This window comes from Erythrobacter sp. K21-9 (genome assembly GCF_055808355.1).
Window position 1 is genome coordinate 523,547 of the sequence record NZ_CM147866.1, and the last position, 18,372, is coordinate 541,918.

Sequence of the window (18,372 nt, forward strand, 5' to 3'; positions counted from 1 at the left end):
GCGACCAATTCCGTTTGGGGGAATTATGCCGGAAAAGAGCATCGGTGTCGTCGCTAAAAAGAGCATTTGGACTATCTTGAGCGGTCAGTCGCCGCGACGCGTCTGGTTCGGCCCGGGCATGGTGCGCGGCGTGCCGCATGACGAAGTTCAAAGGCGTCGCAGCCAGCTATTCTCCGGAGCTGGGTCTTGTTCCTGAAAGCGGATTTGCAGCTTGCGAGGGCGCGTCGTCGCCTGTTTCAATCGCCCGCAATCTGCTGCGCTGGTCGGTAGCGCCGATTGCGCTGATTGCTGCCAGCAGCCCCGCCGCCGCGCAGGATGCTTGCGTCGAAACTTCGCCCGACGTTTGGGTGTGCGAGGACAATGGCGCTCCGGCCACCACAACGCAAAACGTGACCGGCACTGTCGATATCGAAGACGGGTTTGACGTCGATACCACCGCGGGTTCTGGCAATGCACTGTCGGTAACGGGCAGCGACGTAACTGTCACCCAGCTCAGCGGGTCCAGCAACCTGCTGGGTGCGGGAAGCGGCCTCGCCGCAGTCAATTCCAGCGGCGCGCTCTCCATCTCCATCTCCGGCACTGCGAGCGGAGCGAATTACGAGGGCATCTTCGCCTCCAATTTGCCCTCCGGAACCAGCCTGACCATCGATTCTGGCAACAGCTACGGCGCAACCTTTGGTATCCGCGCGCGAAACTACGGAACAGGCGTTCTCGAGATTAATTCCAATGGCACGGCCAGCGGCGACACCCGCGAGGGTATTCTCGCGCTGAATTCGTCCGCAGGAACGGATCTGACTGTCACGGCGGCTGACACGAGCGGTCAGACGACTGGCATCTTTACGCGCAATGACGGCACCGGTGCGCTGACCATTACCTCCACTGGAGCTGCAACCGGGACGACTCTGCAAGGGATCTATGCGAGCAATTCGGCCTCCGGAACTAACCTGACCATTACCGCTGCCGATAGCAGCGGCGGCAATGTCGGGATTGAAGCGCGCAATAGCGGGACCGGTGCGCTCAGCATCACCTCGACCGGCACGGCGACTGGTACAAACTACGACGGGATTTTTGCCTCCAATTCTGCGGTCGGGACCGACCTGACCATCTCTGCTGCCGACAGCACGGGCGGCACGTTTGGTATTCGCGCGCGGAATTACGGGACAGGCGCGCTCGATATCACTTCAACCGGAACGGCGAGTGGTGGCAGTAGGGAAGGCATATTCGCGGTCAATTCGGGCGCAGGAACCGATCTGACTATCACCGCAGCCGACACGAGCGGGCAAACGACCGGAATTTTCGCGCGCAACTACGGTAGCGGCGCGCTGACCATCACCTCCAATGGCACGGCAAGCGGCACTACCCTGCAAGGGATCTATGCGTTCAATTCGGGCGCCGGCACGGACCTTACGGTCACCGCCGCTGACAGCACGGGCGCGAATGTCGGGATCGAGGCGCGCAATTCCGGAACCGGAGCGCTCAGCATCACCTCCACTGGAACGGCGACTGGCACAAACTACGATGGGATATTCGCCTCCAATTCTGCGGTCGGGACCGACCTGACCATCTCTGCTGCCGACAGCACTGGCGGCACCTTTGGTATTCGCGCGCGGAATTACGGGACAGGCGTGCTCGATATCACTTCCACCGGAACGGCCAGCGGCGGCAGCCGGGAAGGCATATTCGCGATCAATTCGGGCGCAGGGACCGATCTTGCCATCACGGCATCCGACACAAACGGTCAAACAGCAGGGATATTCACGCGCAATTACGGCAGCGGCGCGCTGACCATCACCTCCAACGGCACGGCAAGCGGCACGACGCAGCAGGGGATTTATGCGTTCAATTCGGGCGCTGGCACGGACCTTACGATCACCGCCGCTGACAGCACGGGGGCGAATGTCGGGATCGAGGCGCGCAATTCAGGAACCGGTGCGCTCAATGTGACCTCGACCGGCTCGGCGACCGGCACCAATTACGACGGCGTCTACGCGTTCAATTCGGCAAACGGGACCGATCTCATTCTGAACTCGGTCGACAGCTACGGCGGTACGTTTGGTATTCGCGCGCGGAACTATGGCACGGGCGTCACCGATATCACGTCCACCGGGACGGCGAGCGGCGGCAACCGGGAAGGCATCTTTGCGCGCAATTCGGCAGCGGGCACCGACTTGAATATCACTGCTGCCGATACCAGCGGTCAGACGAGCGGCATTCTTGCGCGCAATCTCGGCACTGGCTCGCTCAACATCGCATCGACCGGAACGGCGAGCGGGATCGATTCCTTTGGCATCGACGCGATTAACCAGGCCAATGGAGTGGACCTGAATATTTCCGCTGCCGATACGATCGGTGTGTCGGGCATTTCTGCCCGAAACGAAGGGAGCGGCGCGCTTTCTGTCATATCCACCGGAACAGCGACCGGTCTGGTCGAATACGGGATCAGCGCCCGCAATTTTGGCACTGATCTCAATGTTACGTCTGCGGACAGCGACGGCGAAATCGCTGGCATCTCTGCACGCAATGAAGGCACTGGCGCGATCAACATCAACTCGACCGGAACGGCTACGGGCCGCACCAGGGAGGGCATTTACGCGCGCAATGAGCTGACCGGCACAGACCTGACCATCACGTCGGCAGACGCCAGCGGCCAGTCCTTCGGTATCTTCGCGCGAAATTTTGGTACCGGGGCGCTTACAATTACATCGACCGGGACAAGCAGCGGAGTGGACCGGGCGGGTATCGACGCGAGAAACGAAGTCAGCGGGACCGATCTCAGCGTCACTGCCGCCGACACGAGCGGCAACATCGCCATTTCCGCGACGAACAATGGCAGCGGCGCGCTGACGATCGTGTCCAGTGGCACCGCGACAGGCAGCAGCTCCGACGCAATCATTGCGCGCAATTACGGCACCGATTTGAGCGTGACTGCCGCTGATAGCGACGGTGCATTTTCCGGGATCTATACGCGCAATTTCGGTGCCGGCGCGCTCACCATCACCTCGACCGGCACCGCGAGCGGAGCTAGCGGATATGGCATATTCGCATTCAACCTGCTGCCTGGCACGGATCTGAATATCACCGCCAATGAGGCTATTGGCGGCCAGTCCGGCATATCGGCAAGAAATTTCGGGTCGGGCGCGCTTTCGATTGTCTCGACCGGCTATGCAACAGGTGTCGCGCGGGACGGTATCGTGGCCATCAATACGGGCACCGACATGAGCGTGGCTGCGGCGGATACCACTGGAGATCGCAACGGCATCAACGCTGACAACGATGGAACCGGCGCCCTGACCATCATCTCCTCCGGCACGGCGACTGGCACGACGAATTACGGCATCAGCGCGCGCAATGCAGGCACCGATCTCACGGTGGCTGCGACGGACAGCACAGGCGGTATATCGGGTATCGATGTCAGAAATACCGGAAGCGGCGCGATCAGCGTCACTTCCTCCGGCACGGCTAATGGCGACACTGGTGAAGGCATTTATGCCTACAACTCGGCGGGCGGCACCGATCTGAGCGTGACGTCTGCCGACGCGACCGGCGCACGCTCGGGCATTCTGGCCAACAATCTGGGCACTGGCGAGCTTATCGTTTCCTCAACCGGCACCGCGACCGGCACCGACTACTTTGGCATCCTGGCGATGAATAGCGGCACGGACCTGACGGTGACCGCAGCTGATACCAGCGGCGGTGTGTCTGGAATCCGTGCAGAGAATGACGGAACCGGGGCGCTTAGCATCGCTTCGACTGGCACAGCGAGCGGGGACGCTGGCGATGGAATCTATGCTCGCAATGCGGGCACCGATCTCGATGTGACCGCGACTGACACCTCGGGCGGGGTCAATGGCATCAATGCCCAAAACACCGGAAGCGGCGCGCTCAGCGTCACTTCCTCCGGCACCGCGAATGGCGACACTGGCGAAGGCATCTATGCCTACAACTCGGCGGGCGGCACCGATCTGAGCGTGACGTCTGCCGACGCGACCGGGGCTCGCTCGGGCATTCTGGCCAACAATCTGGGCACTGGCGAGCTTATCGTTTCCTCAACCGGCACCGCGACCGGCACTGACTATTTTGGCATCCTGGCGATGAATAGCGGCACGGACCTGACAGTGACTGTGGCGGAATCCACAGGTGGGATCGCTGGCATCAGCGCCGTCAACGATGGTATCGGCGCACTCAGCATCACCTCGTACCGGCACCGCAAGCGGGGCGACCGGCGACGGAATTAGCGCGCGCAACTCTGGAACCAACCTGGAAGTGACCGCGACCGACAGCACAGGCGGCGTGTCAGGTATCGATGCGAGAAATTACGGCACCGGTGCGCTCAATATCACTTCGACTGGCACTGCAAACGGGACCTCTGGCGATGGTATCTACGCCTATAATTCGGCGACCGGCACAGCGCTGATCATTGATGCGGTCGATACCATTGGCGCGCTCTCCGGCATTCGCGCGCTCAATTATGGCTCCGATCTCAGCGTGACTGCTGCGAACAGCGATGGCGGCGTCAACGGTATCGATGCGAGCAATTACGGCAGCGGAGCTGTTGACGTCACTTCCACCGGTACTGCAAGTGGAGGGACTGGCGATGGTGTCACGGTCTACAATTCGGCGACCGGCACCGATCTGACTGTGAATGCGGTACGACACGACTGGCGGTACCAGCGGTATCGATGCGATCAATGACGGCTCCGGCGCGCTCGCCATCACCTCGTCCGGCACGGCGACGGGCACTGACGCTTACGGGATCAGCGCTGTTAATTCCGGTACCGACCTAGACATTATCGCCGAAGACAGCGCAGGCGGCGTCTCCGGTATCGATGCGAGAAACGATGGCTCCGGCGCGCTAACCATTACTTCATCCGGCACGGCAGTCGGAACGTCGGACACTGGAATCGATGCGCTGAATTATGGCACAGACCTTGGCGTGATCGCCGCCGATAGCAGTGGCGGCCAGAGCGGTATTCTTGCCCGCAATTACGGCTCCGGCGCGCTTGTTATTTCTTCGACCGGCGTGGCTACCGGTACGGCCTATTACGGAATTTTCGCGTTCAATTCGGTAAGCGGTAGTGAGCTGACCGTCACTTCGGCGGACAGCGCGGGCGGGCAATTCGGCATAGCCGCGCAAAATTATGGCAGCGGCGCGCTGACCATAACGTCATCCGGTTCCGCGACCGGCGATGCGAGCGACGGCATCTACGCCTTCAATGCGGCCAATGGCACCGCCCTGATCGTGAACGCCGCTGACACCGCGGGCGGCGTCAATGGCATCAATGCCAGCAATTACGGAAGCGGCGCGCTCAATATCACGTCCTCCGGCACCGCAAGTGGAGATACAGGCGAGGGCATCTATGCCTACAATTCGGCAGGCGGTACGGACCTGAACGTAGCCTCCGCCGATGCTGTGGGCGCTCGTTCCGGCATCCTGGCATCCAATATGGGCGTAGGCGCGCTCACTATCGCTTCTACCGGCACTGCGACCGGCGCTGACTATTTTGGCATTCTCGCGATGAATAGCGGGACAGACCTGACGGTGACTGCGGCGGAAACGACAGGCGCAATGGCCGGCATTTACGCTGAGAATAGCGGCAGCGGCGAGCTCGTCATCGAATCTACAGGCACTGCGACCGGTGCCGATTACTTTGGCATCCTGGCGATGAACAGCGGTACGGACCTGACAATCACCGCTGCTGAAACCATCGGCGGTATCTCTGGCATCCGCGCTATCAATGACGGCAGCGGCGCGCTTAGCATTAACGCGACCGGCACGGCCACCGGAGCGGATGGCGATGCAGTTTATGCGCGCAATTCAGGGACTGACCTTGATGTGAGCACGGTGGACACATCAGGCGGCATCTCCGGCATTGACGCGAGCAATTACGGCACCGGCGCACTCGATATCACTTCGAGCGGGACTGCTGTCGGGGCGGCGGGCGATGGCATCAACGCCTACAATTCGTCACTCGGGACCACCCTCACCGTTAACGCAGCCGAGACCACCGGTGCGCTGGCGGCTATCCGCGCGCGCAATTACGGCTCCGACCTCACTGTAAACGCCGCCGATAGCACTGGCGGCGTCGATGGCATCGAAGCAAGCAATTACGGTAGCGGCGCTCTCACCGTCACCTCTACGGGAACCGCGAGCGGAGCGACGGGCGATGGGATCGCTGCCTACAACTCGGCATCCGGTACCGACCTGACGGTGGATGCAGCCGAGAGCATGGGCGGTCAATCCGGCATTAGCGCGGCCAATTACGGCTCAGGTGCGCTGACTGTCACAGCCACCGATACCGTCAGCGGCGCGTCCGAATATGGTATCTCTGCGCTTAATTCCGGCACCGATCTCAACGTTACCGTGGAGGATGTATCGGGCGCGGGCGCCGGCATTTTCGCAAGCAATGACGGCAGCGGCCTCACCAATATAGACATCGCAGGAACGGTGAGCGCGGCCAGCGGCCAGGCATTGCGTATCGAAGGCAATTCAGCGACCGTGAACAATGCGGGGACGGTGCTCGGCTTCGTGACGCTGACTGACAGCGCCGATGCTTTCAATAACGCCGGGACGTTTGTAGCGGATGGCGGCAGCGATTTCGGTGAAGGCAGTGACACGTTCACAAACACCGGCGTCATACTCGCCAGCGGCACTGCGACCTTCGATGGTCTCGATCTGCTTGCCAACAGCGGCACGATCGATTTGAGCAATGGCGTGACAGGCAGTTCATTCGTTTCCTCAGGCGATTTCTCCGGCTCTGGCGAGTCTGCTCTGGTGCTCGACCTGGCAGCCGAAAACGGATTGGCCGACGTATTGACCATCGGCGGATCGGCCACCGGAAGCACGTCGATTATCTTCAATCAGATCGGTGCCATTCCGGTGACGCTCGATATCGATATCCTGCTCGTCGATGCAGGAGCCGGGTCGGCAGAAACGGCTTTCGAGCTTGCACAGAGTGTGCAGACGGCAGGCTTTATCAATATCGGCCTTCGTTTCGATACCGCCAATAATGACTTCCTCCTGTCAGCAGCGCCGAACGTGCGCGCGATACAATTGGGCAGTCTGGGAGAAACGACACGCAGTATCTGGCAGGCGTCCAGCGATGCCTGGGCAGGCGAGATGGCAGCGCGTCGCTCGTACCGAGAGCATCGAGAGCAGCCTCAGCGGTTCTGGTGAGAGCAGCGCGCGTTTCTGGGTCGCCGGGTTCGGTTCTCAGATTGACCGCGAACAGGTTGGCGGCACAACGGTCAACGGTGTGACCAATCTGTTCGATATCGACTACGAGCAGGATTTCTTTGGTGCACAGATTGGCGTCGATCTTGGTGATGATGTCCTGCGCTACGGTGTCACGGGCGGCTATCTGAGCAGTGTTCTCAAGTTCGACGGCACCTTTGACGGCGTCAATTTCGACGTCCTGAATATCGGTGGCTATGTCGCCATTGATACAGCACCGTTTTTTGCCAATGTCCTGGTAAAATACGATTCCGTGTCCGGCGATGTCACGGGCTCGGCCAATCCCATCACACAGGAAATCGAGGGGTCGGTCTTTGGTGTGACCGCTGAAGCCGGCGCGCTGATCGGTGATCGCCGCTCGCTGTTCTTCGAGCCTACTGTCTCGGTGTCCTACCTGTCGACCGATCTCGACCGGATCGAAACGCCGCAGGGCTTTTTCGACTTCGATGACGGGGAGGGCTTGCTCGGCAAGATCGGTGGACGGATCGGACACGGGCTCGAGATCGGAAACTCGAGCGGCAATATCTACATTGGTGGGCGATATGTGCACGAATTCGAAGGCGAGGACACCGTCACCTTCTCGAGCGGCGGCCAGGACGCTGTTTTCGGTAACAATCCAGTTGGCGATTACGGCGAGATCTTCGGCGGCGTTTCGATCGGCGACCGCGATGATGCGGTAAGCGGCGGCTTCCAGGCGCAATATGCCACCGGCGGCGATATCGAAGGCTTTGGCGCTTCTGCGAGTATAAGGTTCAGGTTCTGAGCAGACGGAGCAAGTGTTCCAGCAGCGCGCTGACCCCCGGGTCATGTCACCTTTCGCGCAACGTCCTATTGGCAAGAGCATTGGCTGAAGGTGGGTGGCGGAGACGGAGGGATTCGAAGAATACAAGCAAAGTATTGAAATGTTTAGCTTAATATTCAAATGAGCAACGAAACACCATGAAACGTCCCATGGATGCCCTCCTGAGATGGCAATCCAATCTTCCACGCAAAATCTAACGGCAGCTTCGCGCCCCAATATCGGTCGTTCGTCCGGACGACCGTGAATCCCGAAAGCCGCCGTTCAATCTATCCATCAAAATTGGCGTCGGGCATGTCTGACTCCGCCCCCATGTTGAGACGTTGAACGCAAATCAGTTCGAACGAAAAAAGTTGGGTCCGATAGCAGAGGTCCGGCTCCAGATTGAGCGGCAAGAAAAGCGCACACTCAGCAAACAGCCCCCTTTTCGACAACAATCAATCGTTCTCTCGTTAGAATAGTTTTTGTAGCGGGGCGCTCAGAAGCCGTCGGGCGAGAAAGGCGACCATTGCGGAAAGCAACAAGAGGTAGCCCAACGGAAAGAGGAGCCGCATAGCAACCTCCGTTGAAGGGGGCGCTTCAAAACTGAACGCCGGAATTGCCTCGAACTCTGCCAGAGAAATGCGTTGTCTTGCTACGACTGCCGGTCCAATCCGATCGGAGAGGTCCTTGAGAGCAGCGCGAGCTTGTCGCTGGAATTCGAGGTTTCTAGCTTGATCGCCCCCGGCGGCCTTGCTCATCGCAATGTCAGCAATCATCGCTGGTGACAGGAATTGTAGCAGGTTTACAAACGCATCCCGCTTGGCTCGGCTTTCTTCGAATTCGTAGAGAGCCGGTTCCGTTCGCGTCTGGGCTTGTTGGTTGGCCAGGAAATTGCTGCTGAAGTAGCCGGGAACACCTTCGTCGCTGACGGTCAGATCCGGGTGATCGGCCAGGAACCCGGCGGTAAGCTCTGCGGTTTCACGAACCGCGGTGACTTCTCCTTCCCGCATGTCCGAGAGGTAAGCAAGGCGAGAGGGAGGCGGGTACGCTGCTTCTGCAACTGCGCCGCCAACGGCGGGAATGGCGAAAACGAACACAATCCATGCGGCGAACAGAGTTGATGCGACCGTTTCAGCCCGTTTGAGCAGAGCGTTTGCAAGCGCGATCGCCGCAAACCAGAACAGGCCGTAGGCGAGCGCCGCACAAAGCCAGAGCCCGAAGCGCGGCGCACGGTCAATCATCGAGACGCCATCGGGAGCTAACAACGCTGCAATCGAGGCCAAGACGACGAACCCACCCCAGAGCGCTCCATTCCGGATCGCCAGGCGGGACCAGGTACTCGGTCCAATCCGACCTGCCTGCAGGGCTATCGTGCGCAGGCGTCCGCTTTCACGGTCGCCAGCGACAATGTCGAAGGAAATGGCGATCATCAGGAGCGACATTAGCATGACGACCACCAGCGTAAGGTCGAGATATCCAACACTCAGGCTTGTCGGGTTGTCGAATTCATATTCGTTGAATAGATCGGCAGGGTTGGACCAGCCAGTGATTACGGTCGAATTTGGCTGAAGCTGAGATGCTCCCGTCGCAAAATCACCCAAGGAAGCAGGCTCAAGCACGGCGGGAACTCGTAGGTTCATTGGTCGCGCATCGAATGGAGACGCCGCTTCGCCGGTTGCTTCGATGCGCTCCATGGCCGAACGCCATTTTTCCAGCGTCTCTGTGTAGCCGTCCGTGAACTCCGCCTGTGCCGTGATCGTCCGTTCAACCTCGCGATGTCCTGAGAATGCCGCGACCGCGACGACCGCGGCGAGAGCAAGGAAAATCACCAAGCCTTGTTTAGAGAGAATGAAGAGGCGGCTCTCCAGGAAAACCGAAGTTGCAAGGCTCATGCCGCCACCCTCCGCGCCGCTTTTGAAACGGCGAAGGCTGCAAAAGCGATCGCCGCGAGCGCATAGGCGAGCAGGACAACGATGCTGAAAGCGTAGTGCCGCGCGTTCTCTGCGAATGTCGGCGGGCTATGCTCAAAATCGGCGATTTCACTCCAAAGCTGCTCGTCATTCGTATAGTCGAATTGATCCGGGGCGGCGCCGAGCATGAGGTCATCGTTCAACTGTTCTATGATCGTCCGACGATGGTACTCGGCGTCCCACGCAAAGGCCCGGTGATGGGTCCGGTCGGTTCCCGCCAGCCCGGATGACAGTATCTCCATCGCAAGCACCGGAGAAATCAGCGAAGCGCCTTTTAGAACAGCTTCCTGTTGCTCGTAGATATCATCGAGGCGAGCATACACCGCTTCGAAAAGCGGTTCTGCGCGCTTCTCACTCATTTGCAGGGAGTATCCGCCATAATTGATCGGCAGCTCCTCGATCGTGTCGACTCCATATTGTTCGAGTACCTCGCGGTCGATCCGCTCGCGATACTCGGTGTCACCATAGAAGGCGTCTGAGGCGTCACGCAGCTCTGCCGTGATGATGCTTGCTTCGGGTACGGGATAAGCAGCGTCGGCAGCGCTTGCGGCGAGGCGGGGGACGAGAACGAAACTGACCGCCCACACCGCGACCAGGGCGATAAGCGCTGTACGCTTTTGTCGGCACATCGCTGAAACGCCGATGGCGATGGCTGCAGCGGCGATCAGATACAGTGTGTATCCGACTACCAGACCGACCGTACGGGCGCTGGTGTCTGAAAGCACTGATCCTGAAGCTGAGGCGTTAGCCCATAGGGTGAATACACAGGACACGACCAGAAGCGCAGCCACCACGACGCCGCCTGCAAGCAGCTTTCCTGAGAGGATTGCGTGTGCGGTCAATCCAGCCGCTACCATCTGTCTGAATGTGCCTTGTTCTCGTTCACCGGCTATGCTGGCGAAAAGTATGAGGAAGAGAAAAAGTGGCGCGATGTATTGCAACAGCCAGGCCGGGGACAAATCGCCAAAGCGACTTGCCGACCCAAGGTCCTCCGCCCGCCTGAACACCGCCGGGTTCTGGTTGTGCGCCTCCATCCACAAGGCGAGGCCCGCGTAATCGGTTACTCCGGGATCAAACGCCATGAGCTCGGAAATCGGCTTGAACGCGTAGCGCGAGAAGTGGGCGTACCGAATGCGGGTTACGCGGACCCTGAGAATCCCAGACTTGTCTATCGACCAGCTCTGCAGAGGTTCTCTCGTATTCAAGGGTAGTATGGCGGCTCGATGCAAGCGCGGCAGCCGCTAAGAGCAGGGCGAGAAGCGCAACCGCCAATGCGATCACGACACCGCTGCGAGCTAAGGTGCGAAGATCATTGCGTGCGATCTCGAGGCTCACGATGCCACCTCGCTTTCGTGCATGTGGGCGAGATATATTTTCTCGATTTCCGATGCGCCCAAGGCCGACGCATCGAGTAGATCGACGAGCTTTCCAGACTTCATGATGCCAATCCGCGTACCGATCTCCTTTGCGCGGAAAACATCATGTGTTGCCATGAGGATTGCCTGCCCATCCTGCTTCAGACTTCGTAACCGTTCGCTCAGGCTGTTGGCGGCAGAAGGATCAAGGCCGGACAAGGGCTCGTCCAGCAGCAAAGCCTTGGCGTTCTTCGCGACAGCGATAGCGACACCGACTTTCTGGCGCATGCCTTTGGAGTAGGTCGACGACCGACGGCGCGCCTGGTCGCTATCCAGACCAGCATCAGCCAGAATGCGAACAAGTTCAGCCACGCCGAGCTTGGATCCCGCAAGGCGCATGAAGTAATCGAGATTCTCAAGGCCGGTGAGTTGCGGATAAAGCGCGACCTGTTCAGGAATATAGGCGAGCTTCCCTTTCGTACCCAACGGGTCGCTAACAACGCTCACCCCATCAATCAAAGCCTTACCCGACGTCGGTTCGAGAAAGCCGAGAAACAGATTGATCGTTGTCGTTTTGCCAGCACCGTTGGCACCCAGAAGGCACACGATCTCGCCTGAACCCACCGTAAGATTCAGATTGTCCAGTGCCTTGGTTGGACCGAAGGACTTTGTCAGAGCTCTCGCTTCAAGCACGCTGAATCTTTCATTGTTTTACTCAATACCGCCCGATAGCCGTGTCAAAACCGGGTGCGCAGGGTCGCTCGGACCTGTCGCGGCGGTCCGGGCGTTACATTGGTGGCAGCTTCACGCAGACCACCCAGGAAAAAGAAGTATTCGTTGTCGAACAGGTTGAGCACCGACACGGTCAGCGCTGTGTCGTTCAAGCCGGGAATTCGAGCGGTCGCGCTCAAATTGACGAGGTCATAGGCGCCGCGCTGCGGGATGTTGTTCGCCTGCGTGATCTCGTAATCACTGTAATACTCGTACGTCGCTGTCGCGCTGAGCCATTCGGTGATGTCCTGACCCAGCTCCACATAAACGATGTGATCGGCCACGCCGGTTGGGTCGGTCCCTGTCAGATCGATCTCGGTTCCAAAGGATTGGAACACCAATTCGTCCCAATTGGGGTCGAGATAGGTGTAGTTCAGGGTAAGACGCGTCGTTTCGGTTGGGAAAACTCGAAAAGATGCTTCCAGTCCCTGACTTGAGAATTTCTGTCCGGTCGTGATGAGCGTCGGCGGGCCCATGGGATCAGGATTGGCAACGCTCAACCGGCGGTTGCGCTGCTCAAGATAGAATAAGGCTGTTTCCCATTCAAAGGCTCCGCGAAAGGCCGTACCCTTCCAGCCGATCTCGAAACTGTCGATCGTCGTGGGCCGTTCAATCCTCTCGAACCGGGTGGGATCCCATGTGAAGATCGAGCCAAAGTTCGAATTGAACCCGCGTCCGTAGCTCACATAGAGCAGGCCGTCTCCATAGTCGTAGGCCAGCGATGCCTTCGGAGAGAAAGCTCCCTCATCCCCTTCGGCGATTTCATCGGTGGGGAAGGTGTTCAAGACCTCGAAGTCGATCTCGCGGTCGAAAGCGTCGTATCTCAAGCCAAGTGTCAGGGTAAGTTGGTCGGTCAGGGCGATCTCGTCCTGAATGAATGCTCCCCAAAAGGTATTGGCCGTGTCGGCAGCTGTTCGCAATTGATCCTGCACGAAACAAGGATTGTCGAGGTTGAGCAATTCACCGGTCGTGAAGTCGATCTCGACGAGGTAAAACGCAAAGCCGCATTCAAAGGTGAAGCCAAACTGGCCAGTCCAGCGATCCTCTTCGCGCAGGTCAGACCGTTCAGCAGACACCCCGGCGACGATGTTGTGGCTACCCGTTTCCCAATTCAGCACCGCCTCGCCGACATAGACCGTATTCTGGTTCAACGAATCGAAGATATTCACGCCGTAGACATTGCGCGAGGGATCGAAGGCGAAGGCATCGTAAAAATTGAGCCTCGAGTTCGAATCGAGATCGCGAATATGCCCCGTAAGCTGAAGGTCAAGACCGTCACCCAATTCCTGGTTCAGCCTGAGCGCCCCGATGAAGCCCTCCACGTCCGAGCGAGTTGGCAAAGGGCCGAGGAACCCTTCGCGCCCGCCAAACACGTCGACAATGGTTCCATCTGGGAATGCAGGGATGGTACTCGGCACTTCCGCGTCCCTGTCGGTGTAGCTGAAGTAGCCTGTTACCTCGGTCTGATCGCTGGGCGTCCAGACAGCCTTTGCGAACAGGTTCAGAGTTTGACGAGCGCTGTTTTCTCGCCAGCCGCCATAATCCTCGTAAGCGCCGTCGACGAGCAGCGCGAGATTTCCGGACGCAATCTCCAACCCTCCTGCCACGCGGTAGTAATCATCGCTTCCGCCGGTAAACTCCAGCCGTCCCCCATCGCGTGTCGGCGTGCGGGTCTGGTAGTTGACGGCACCAGCGATCGCCCCGCGCCCGTACAACGCCGAGACCGGACCACGGACAATCTCGATACTCTCGACCGATCCGTAGGGAATCTCGCGCAGCAAAACCTGTTCGTCAGGGCCGACGAATGGAATGCCGTCGATAAGGGCGAGGAACGTGTCGTTGCCCTGATTGCCGGTCACCCCCCTGATAGTGATGAAAGGCAATTCGTCGCCATCGCCTTCCCCTCGGCGAAAGAAGATACCCGGTACACCGCGAAACTCATCCGTGCCGTAGGTGAACCCGAGGTCGCGCAGTTCTTCGAGGTCCTGGACTGTCACCGAGGCCGGCGTATCCAGCAACAGTTTTTCGGTGCGCGTCGCAGTAACCACGATCCGGTTACTCGTGTCTTGGTCGGGATCAGGTTCATCCAGTTCGAGCCGAGGCTCTTCGCGATCTTGTGCCGAAGCGGGGAAAGCTGCCAGCGCGAGCGTTGCGGCACCCAGGATAAGCAGCAGCTTTGTCACCCCAAGGCGTTCGGGATGAAGCGGATCAGAGACAGCGCTACCTGCCGGTTTGGATATGTAACTGGGCAAGAGGTCCTCCAAACAAGCTATTCCGCGCATGATTGTGGGGTCCGCTACAAAAACCGCCGTCCATCAGCCCCACCAACCGCTCGCCTGCATTGCAAACCGATGAACCATCTGTCAATGACACGATATATCATTTGACAGGATCACCAATGGTTCAATTACCTTCGAAGCTCCCCGTCACTGTCCTCTCGGGTTTTCTTGGCGCGGGTAAGACCACGCTTCTCAATCACATCCTCTCTAACCGCGAAGGCAAGCGGGTAGCGGTGATCGTCAACGACATGTCTGAGGTGAATATCGATGCCGACCTCGTTCGTGGCGGCGAGGCGGCGTTGTCGCGGTCCGAGGAGCAGCTGGTCGAAATGACCAATGGCTGCATCTGCTGCACTCTGCGCGATGATCTTCTTAAGGAGGTGCGTGCGCTCGCCGAGAATGGCCGGTTCGATTATCTCGTCATCGAAAGCACAGGCATTTCAGAACCGCTTCCGGTTGCTGCCACATTTTCTTTTCGCGACGAGGGTGGAGAGAGCCTTGGCGATGTTTCGCAGATCGATACGATGGTGACGGTCGTCGATGCGGTGAACCTTCTATCTGACTATTCCAGTGATGATCTCTTGTCGCACCGCGGCGAAACCGCAGGCGAGGAGGATGACCGTAGCCTAGTGGCATTGCTGGTCGAGCAGATTGAGTTCGCCGATGTTGTGATCGTCAACAAGGCCAGTGATGTCAGTGTTGAACAGCGAGCTATGGTCAAGAAGGTTGTCGCGTCTCTTAATGGCGATGCGCGGATCATCGAGGCGGATTACGGCAGGGTGGCACTCGATCAGGTCGTGGGCACCGGGCTGTATGATGAGGAGCAGTCCGAACAACACCCGCTCTGGTTGAAAGAGCTATACGATTTCGCCAGCCACCGGCCCGAAACCGAAGAATATGGAGTCGAGAGCTTCGTGTATCGCGCGCGTCGACCGTTTGACCCGGCAAAGTTCTACGAATTTCTGATCCGCGACAATCTCGACAAAGTCATCCGCTCCAAAGGTCATTTCTGGCTCGCAACGCGCCCCGGTTTCCTAGGTGAGCTTGCCATTGCTGGCACACAGAAGAGCGTCAGCCGTATGGGGCGCTGGTGGGCTGCGGTGCCCAAGAACCGTTGGCCAGATGATGGAACCTTTGAAGAATTCGTGATCAAACACTGGGATCAGACGTGGGGTGATCGCCGCCAAGAGATTGTCTTTATCGGTATCGGCATGGACGAAGGCCTGATCCGGTCCGCTCTCGACGCCTGCCTCATCGATGCATCCGGCTTCATACCAGAATAATGGGCGGACATGCACGATCCCTTCCCGGCCTGGGGCGAAGCTACACCGGCAATGGAGACGGGGTGATGTTTACGCGGCGCCAGGGACTGACCGGTGCCGCAGGTGTTGCGCTATCGACCAATGCCTTGGCGCTGGCGTCGACGCAGGCGCAAGCTGCAATCGGTCGCAGCCCGCGGGAGCTTGCTACCGACGAACTGTTCTGGCGTTCAATTGCCAGCAGCTATCGGCTTGATGAGCGCTGGATCATCCTCAATGGCGGCGGCAACAATCCGCATCCCATGTCGGTCACGGGCGCGCTTCAACGCTATGACGAGCTCACTTCCACCGCTCCGCGTCCGCACAATTATGTGCTTTGGAACCAGATAGACCAGCACAGGGCGCGGCTGGCGGGTTTGATGAATTGCGCGCCCGAGGAATTGGCGATCACCCGCAATACGACCGAGGGCCTCAATATTGTTGGGTGGGGATTGGACCTGAAAGCGGGCGACGAGGTTGTCGTTGCCGACGTGGACGATCACTATGCAGGCAAGGTGTTCGAACAGCGCGCCAAGCGGCACGGTGTGGTCGTGAAGAACATCGAACTTCCGGTGGAGCCGAGCGCCGAGCAGACGTTTGTCGCCTTCCAGAATGCCATGACCGATCGCACCAAGCTATTGGTCGCGAGCCATGTGGTTGATGGTTTGGGTTACGTTTTGCCGATCCGTGAGCTGTCCCATCTCGCTCATTCACATGGTGCACAATTGCTTTGCGATGGGGCACTTGGCTTCGGGCAAATTCCGGTAGATGTTCGCGAGCTTGGTTGTGATTATTACGCGACTTCGCTCCACAAGTGGTTGAACGCGCCGCTTGGAACCGGCGCGCTTTATGTGCACAGTGATCGCATCGAGCCACTATGGCCGCTATATGGTACGCGTCGCCAGCCCGATGACATCCGCAAGTATGAAGATATTGGTACGCGTTCAGGTCCTACGCTGGCCGCCATTGGCCAAGCCATCGAATTCTACGAACAGGTTGGGCCGGAGCGGAAAGCGGCGCGGGTCAGGCACTTGCTGGCGCTGGTCATGGAGGACCTGAAAGAGGTGGACCGTGTCAGGGTGATCACAGAACCGGACGAGGCGAAGCGCACGGGCCTTGCTCGCATAGCTATCGAGGGGGTGACGGGCCGCGACCTCACCCGCACTTTGCGGGAAGATCATGGCATTTTCACATACGGCAATTGGCCCGGCCCGATCGACGGCGTTTATATCTCGCCCAACATCTTCAACAGCGCGGATGATATGGCCGCATTTACAAGGGCCATCGCGGCAATCGCCTCTCGAACCTAGGTCGCCCAGGGTCCGGTGATCGCCAGAGTGCGGGTGGGAGAATAGGCGTTGACGAAGAACCATTTCCCGTCGGGCGAGAAACACCCGCCGGCAAGCTCGGTCTGCATCCGCAAGCGTCCAAACGCGTAAGGCTGCCCATCAGGAGTTATCCCGCGCAGGTGATTATCGACTACGTCGGTATACTTGTCCTCGCACACGATCAGGTGCCCGTTCGGGCCGACCGTCAGGTTGTCGCCATAATTGAACTGGTCTTCACTTTCACTTTCGAAGAAAAGCTCAATGCGGTCGGGGCCGCTTCCCCGTCCCGGCACTAAGCGGAAGATCTGGCCCAACCTTTTTGCTCCGCCGCTAGTTGAGCAGACGTAGAAATCGTCCGTCCCCATGTGGATGCCTTCACCACGCGCGATCAGGGCAGCACCCTTAGCTGCAGCCCTTACCCGCAAGTCATCCTCCGGCGCCTCCACATTGTCGACATCGACCCAACGAATGGCGAATTGCTGTCCGACCGGCATGACCGAGCCATTCCAGTTGCGTGTGTCCGCAGGCCCTTCGATCACCATGGCCTGCAGCTTTCCGCCTTCGATCAACCGGCCCGGCGTGTTGGGAAGGAAGCGGTAAAGCACACCGTCGTCGCGATCCTCTGTCTGGTAAACATAGCCGGTTGCCGGATCGACGCAGGCGGCTTCGTGGTTAAACCTCCCCATGGCGCGCAGCGGAACTGGATCGACGAGCCCAGTGGCATTTCCCGGCACCTCTAACGTCCAACCGTGATTGACAGCGAGTCCGTCGCCATAGCGTTGCCCAGGTCCCGTAGGCGCTTCTTCGCAAGTAAGCCAGCTGCCCCACGGAGTAACACCGCCGGAGCAGTTGCGGATCGTGCCGCCGAGGGTTCTGAATTGGCGCTTCACATCAAGCGTTTCGGTGTCGAGCACGATATTGGTTGTACCACCTGGCACGATCTCACCATTGCGAGTGCCGAAGCCCTTCGCGATCGAGCCACCGGCATCGTCCGTCGGGATCAATTCATGGTTGCGGACAAGGACGATCTCGCCATCGCCCAAATCTAGGCATCCCATACCGTCTGCTTTGTCGGGGACTGTACCGCCATCGTTCATGGGATCGCCGAGCTTCGAAAGGAGGCGATAGGAAAAGCCTTCCGGCAGATCGAGCATCCCAGCCGGGTCGGACAGCAATGGACCATAGCCGGAAAATGCCGATCCGCTCGACGGAAGCGCCGCGCCGCGCGTCATACAGCCGCTTGCCATCAGCGCGGCAAATGCCGATCCGGTAGATGCAAGAAATTGACGACGATCATAATGATCAAACAGCATCGGGATATGTCCTATGAGGCGTTGCAAGCGTTTATGGGAGCGTTGC

At 59.0% G+C, this 18,372-nt stretch carries 11 protein-coding genes; 6 read left to right on the forward strand and 5 right to left on the reverse strand.

From position 1 onward, the window contains the following. The first annotated feature begins 137 nt into the window (after positions 1-137). The 4 genes from AC0L39_RS02705 to AC0L39_RS02720 are packed head-to-tail and all read left to right on the forward strand — an operon-like array spanning position 138 to position 7,994. Positions 138-4,235, forward strand: a complete 4,098-nt coding sequence (locus AC0L39_RS02705) for a beta strand repeat-containing protein (protein WP_473260536.1) — start codon at positions 138-140, stop codon at positions 4,233-4,235. Positions 4,236-4,263: 28 nt separating this feature from the next. Further along, entirely contained in the window at positions 4,264-4,692 is a 429-nt protein-coding gene (locus AC0L39_RS02710) for a hypothetical protein (RefSeq protein ID WP_473260537.1), read from the forward strand. Further along, positions 4,643-7,174 (forward strand): beta strand repeat-containing protein, encoded by a 2,532-nt coding sequence (locus tag AC0L39_RS02715; protein ID WP_473260539.1) that lies wholly within the window; start codon positions 4,643-4,645, stop codon positions 7,172-7,174. Before AC0L39_RS02710 ends, AC0L39_RS02715 begins: the two co-directional genes overlap by 50 nt. Further along, positions 7,101-7,994, forward strand: coding sequence for an autotransporter outer membrane beta-barrel domain-containing protein (locus tag AC0L39_RS02720; protein ID WP_473260540.1), 894 nt, complete (start codon positions 7,101-7,103; stop codon positions 7,992-7,994). Before AC0L39_RS02715 ends, AC0L39_RS02720 begins: the two co-directional genes overlap by 74 nt. Positions 7,995-8,482: 488 nt before the next feature. On the opposite strand, the gene AC0L39_RS02725 is transcribed toward AC0L39_RS02720, so the two are convergent. The 4 genes from AC0L39_RS02725 to AC0L39_RS02740 form a co-directional block, all read right to left on the reverse strand. Next, positions 8,483-9,904, reverse strand: coding sequence for a DUF3526 domain-containing protein (locus tag AC0L39_RS02725; protein ID WP_473260542.1), 1,422 nt, complete (start codon positions 9,902-9,904; stop codon positions 8,483-8,485). After that, positions 9,901-11,064 (reverse strand): DUF3526 domain-containing protein, encoded by a 1,164-nt coding sequence (locus AC0L39_RS02730; RefSeq protein ID WP_473260544.1) that lies wholly within the window; start codon positions 11,062-11,064, stop codon positions 9,901-9,903. The genes AC0L39_RS02725 and AC0L39_RS02730 overlap by 4 nt, the downstream gene beginning before the upstream one ends. Positions 11,065-11,313: 249 nt before the next feature. Next, positions 11,314-12,030: an ABC transporter ATP-binding protein gene (locus AC0L39_RS02735; RefSeq protein ID WP_473260546.1), complete on the reverse strand. Its 717-nt coding sequence runs from the start codon at positions 12,028-12,030 to the stop codon at positions 11,314-11,316. 44 nt (positions 12,031-12,074) lie between these two features. Beyond that, complete coding sequence (locus AC0L39_RS02740) at positions 12,075-14,291, reverse strand: TonB-dependent receptor (RefSeq protein ID WP_473260548.1); 2,217 nt, start codon at positions 14,289-14,291, stop codon at positions 12,075-12,077. A gap of 215 nt (positions 14,292-14,506) precedes the next feature. Between AC0L39_RS02740 and AC0L39_RS02745 the strand changes: the two genes are divergently transcribed. Continuing rightward, entirely contained in the window at positions 14,507-15,670 is a 1,164-nt protein-coding gene (locus AC0L39_RS02745; RefSeq protein ID WP_473260550.1) for a GTP-binding protein, read from the forward strand. A 65-nt stretch (positions 15,671-15,735) separates the two neighbouring features. Continuing rightward, positions 15,736-16,995 (forward strand): aminotransferase class V-fold PLP-dependent enzyme, encoded by a 1,260-nt coding sequence (locus AC0L39_RS02750; RefSeq protein WP_473260552.1) that lies wholly within the window; start codon positions 15,736-15,738, stop codon positions 16,993-16,995. Here AC0L39_RS02750 and AC0L39_RS02755 read toward each other — a convergent pair. Beyond that, positions 16,992-18,326 (reverse strand): alkaline phosphatase PhoX, encoded by a 1,335-nt coding sequence (locus tag AC0L39_RS02755; RefSeq protein ID WP_473260553.1) that lies wholly within the window; start codon positions 18,324-18,326, stop codon positions 16,992-16,994. The genes AC0L39_RS02750 and AC0L39_RS02755 overlap by 4 nt on opposite strands. Between the last annotated feature and the right edge of the window lie 46 nt (positions 18,327-18,372).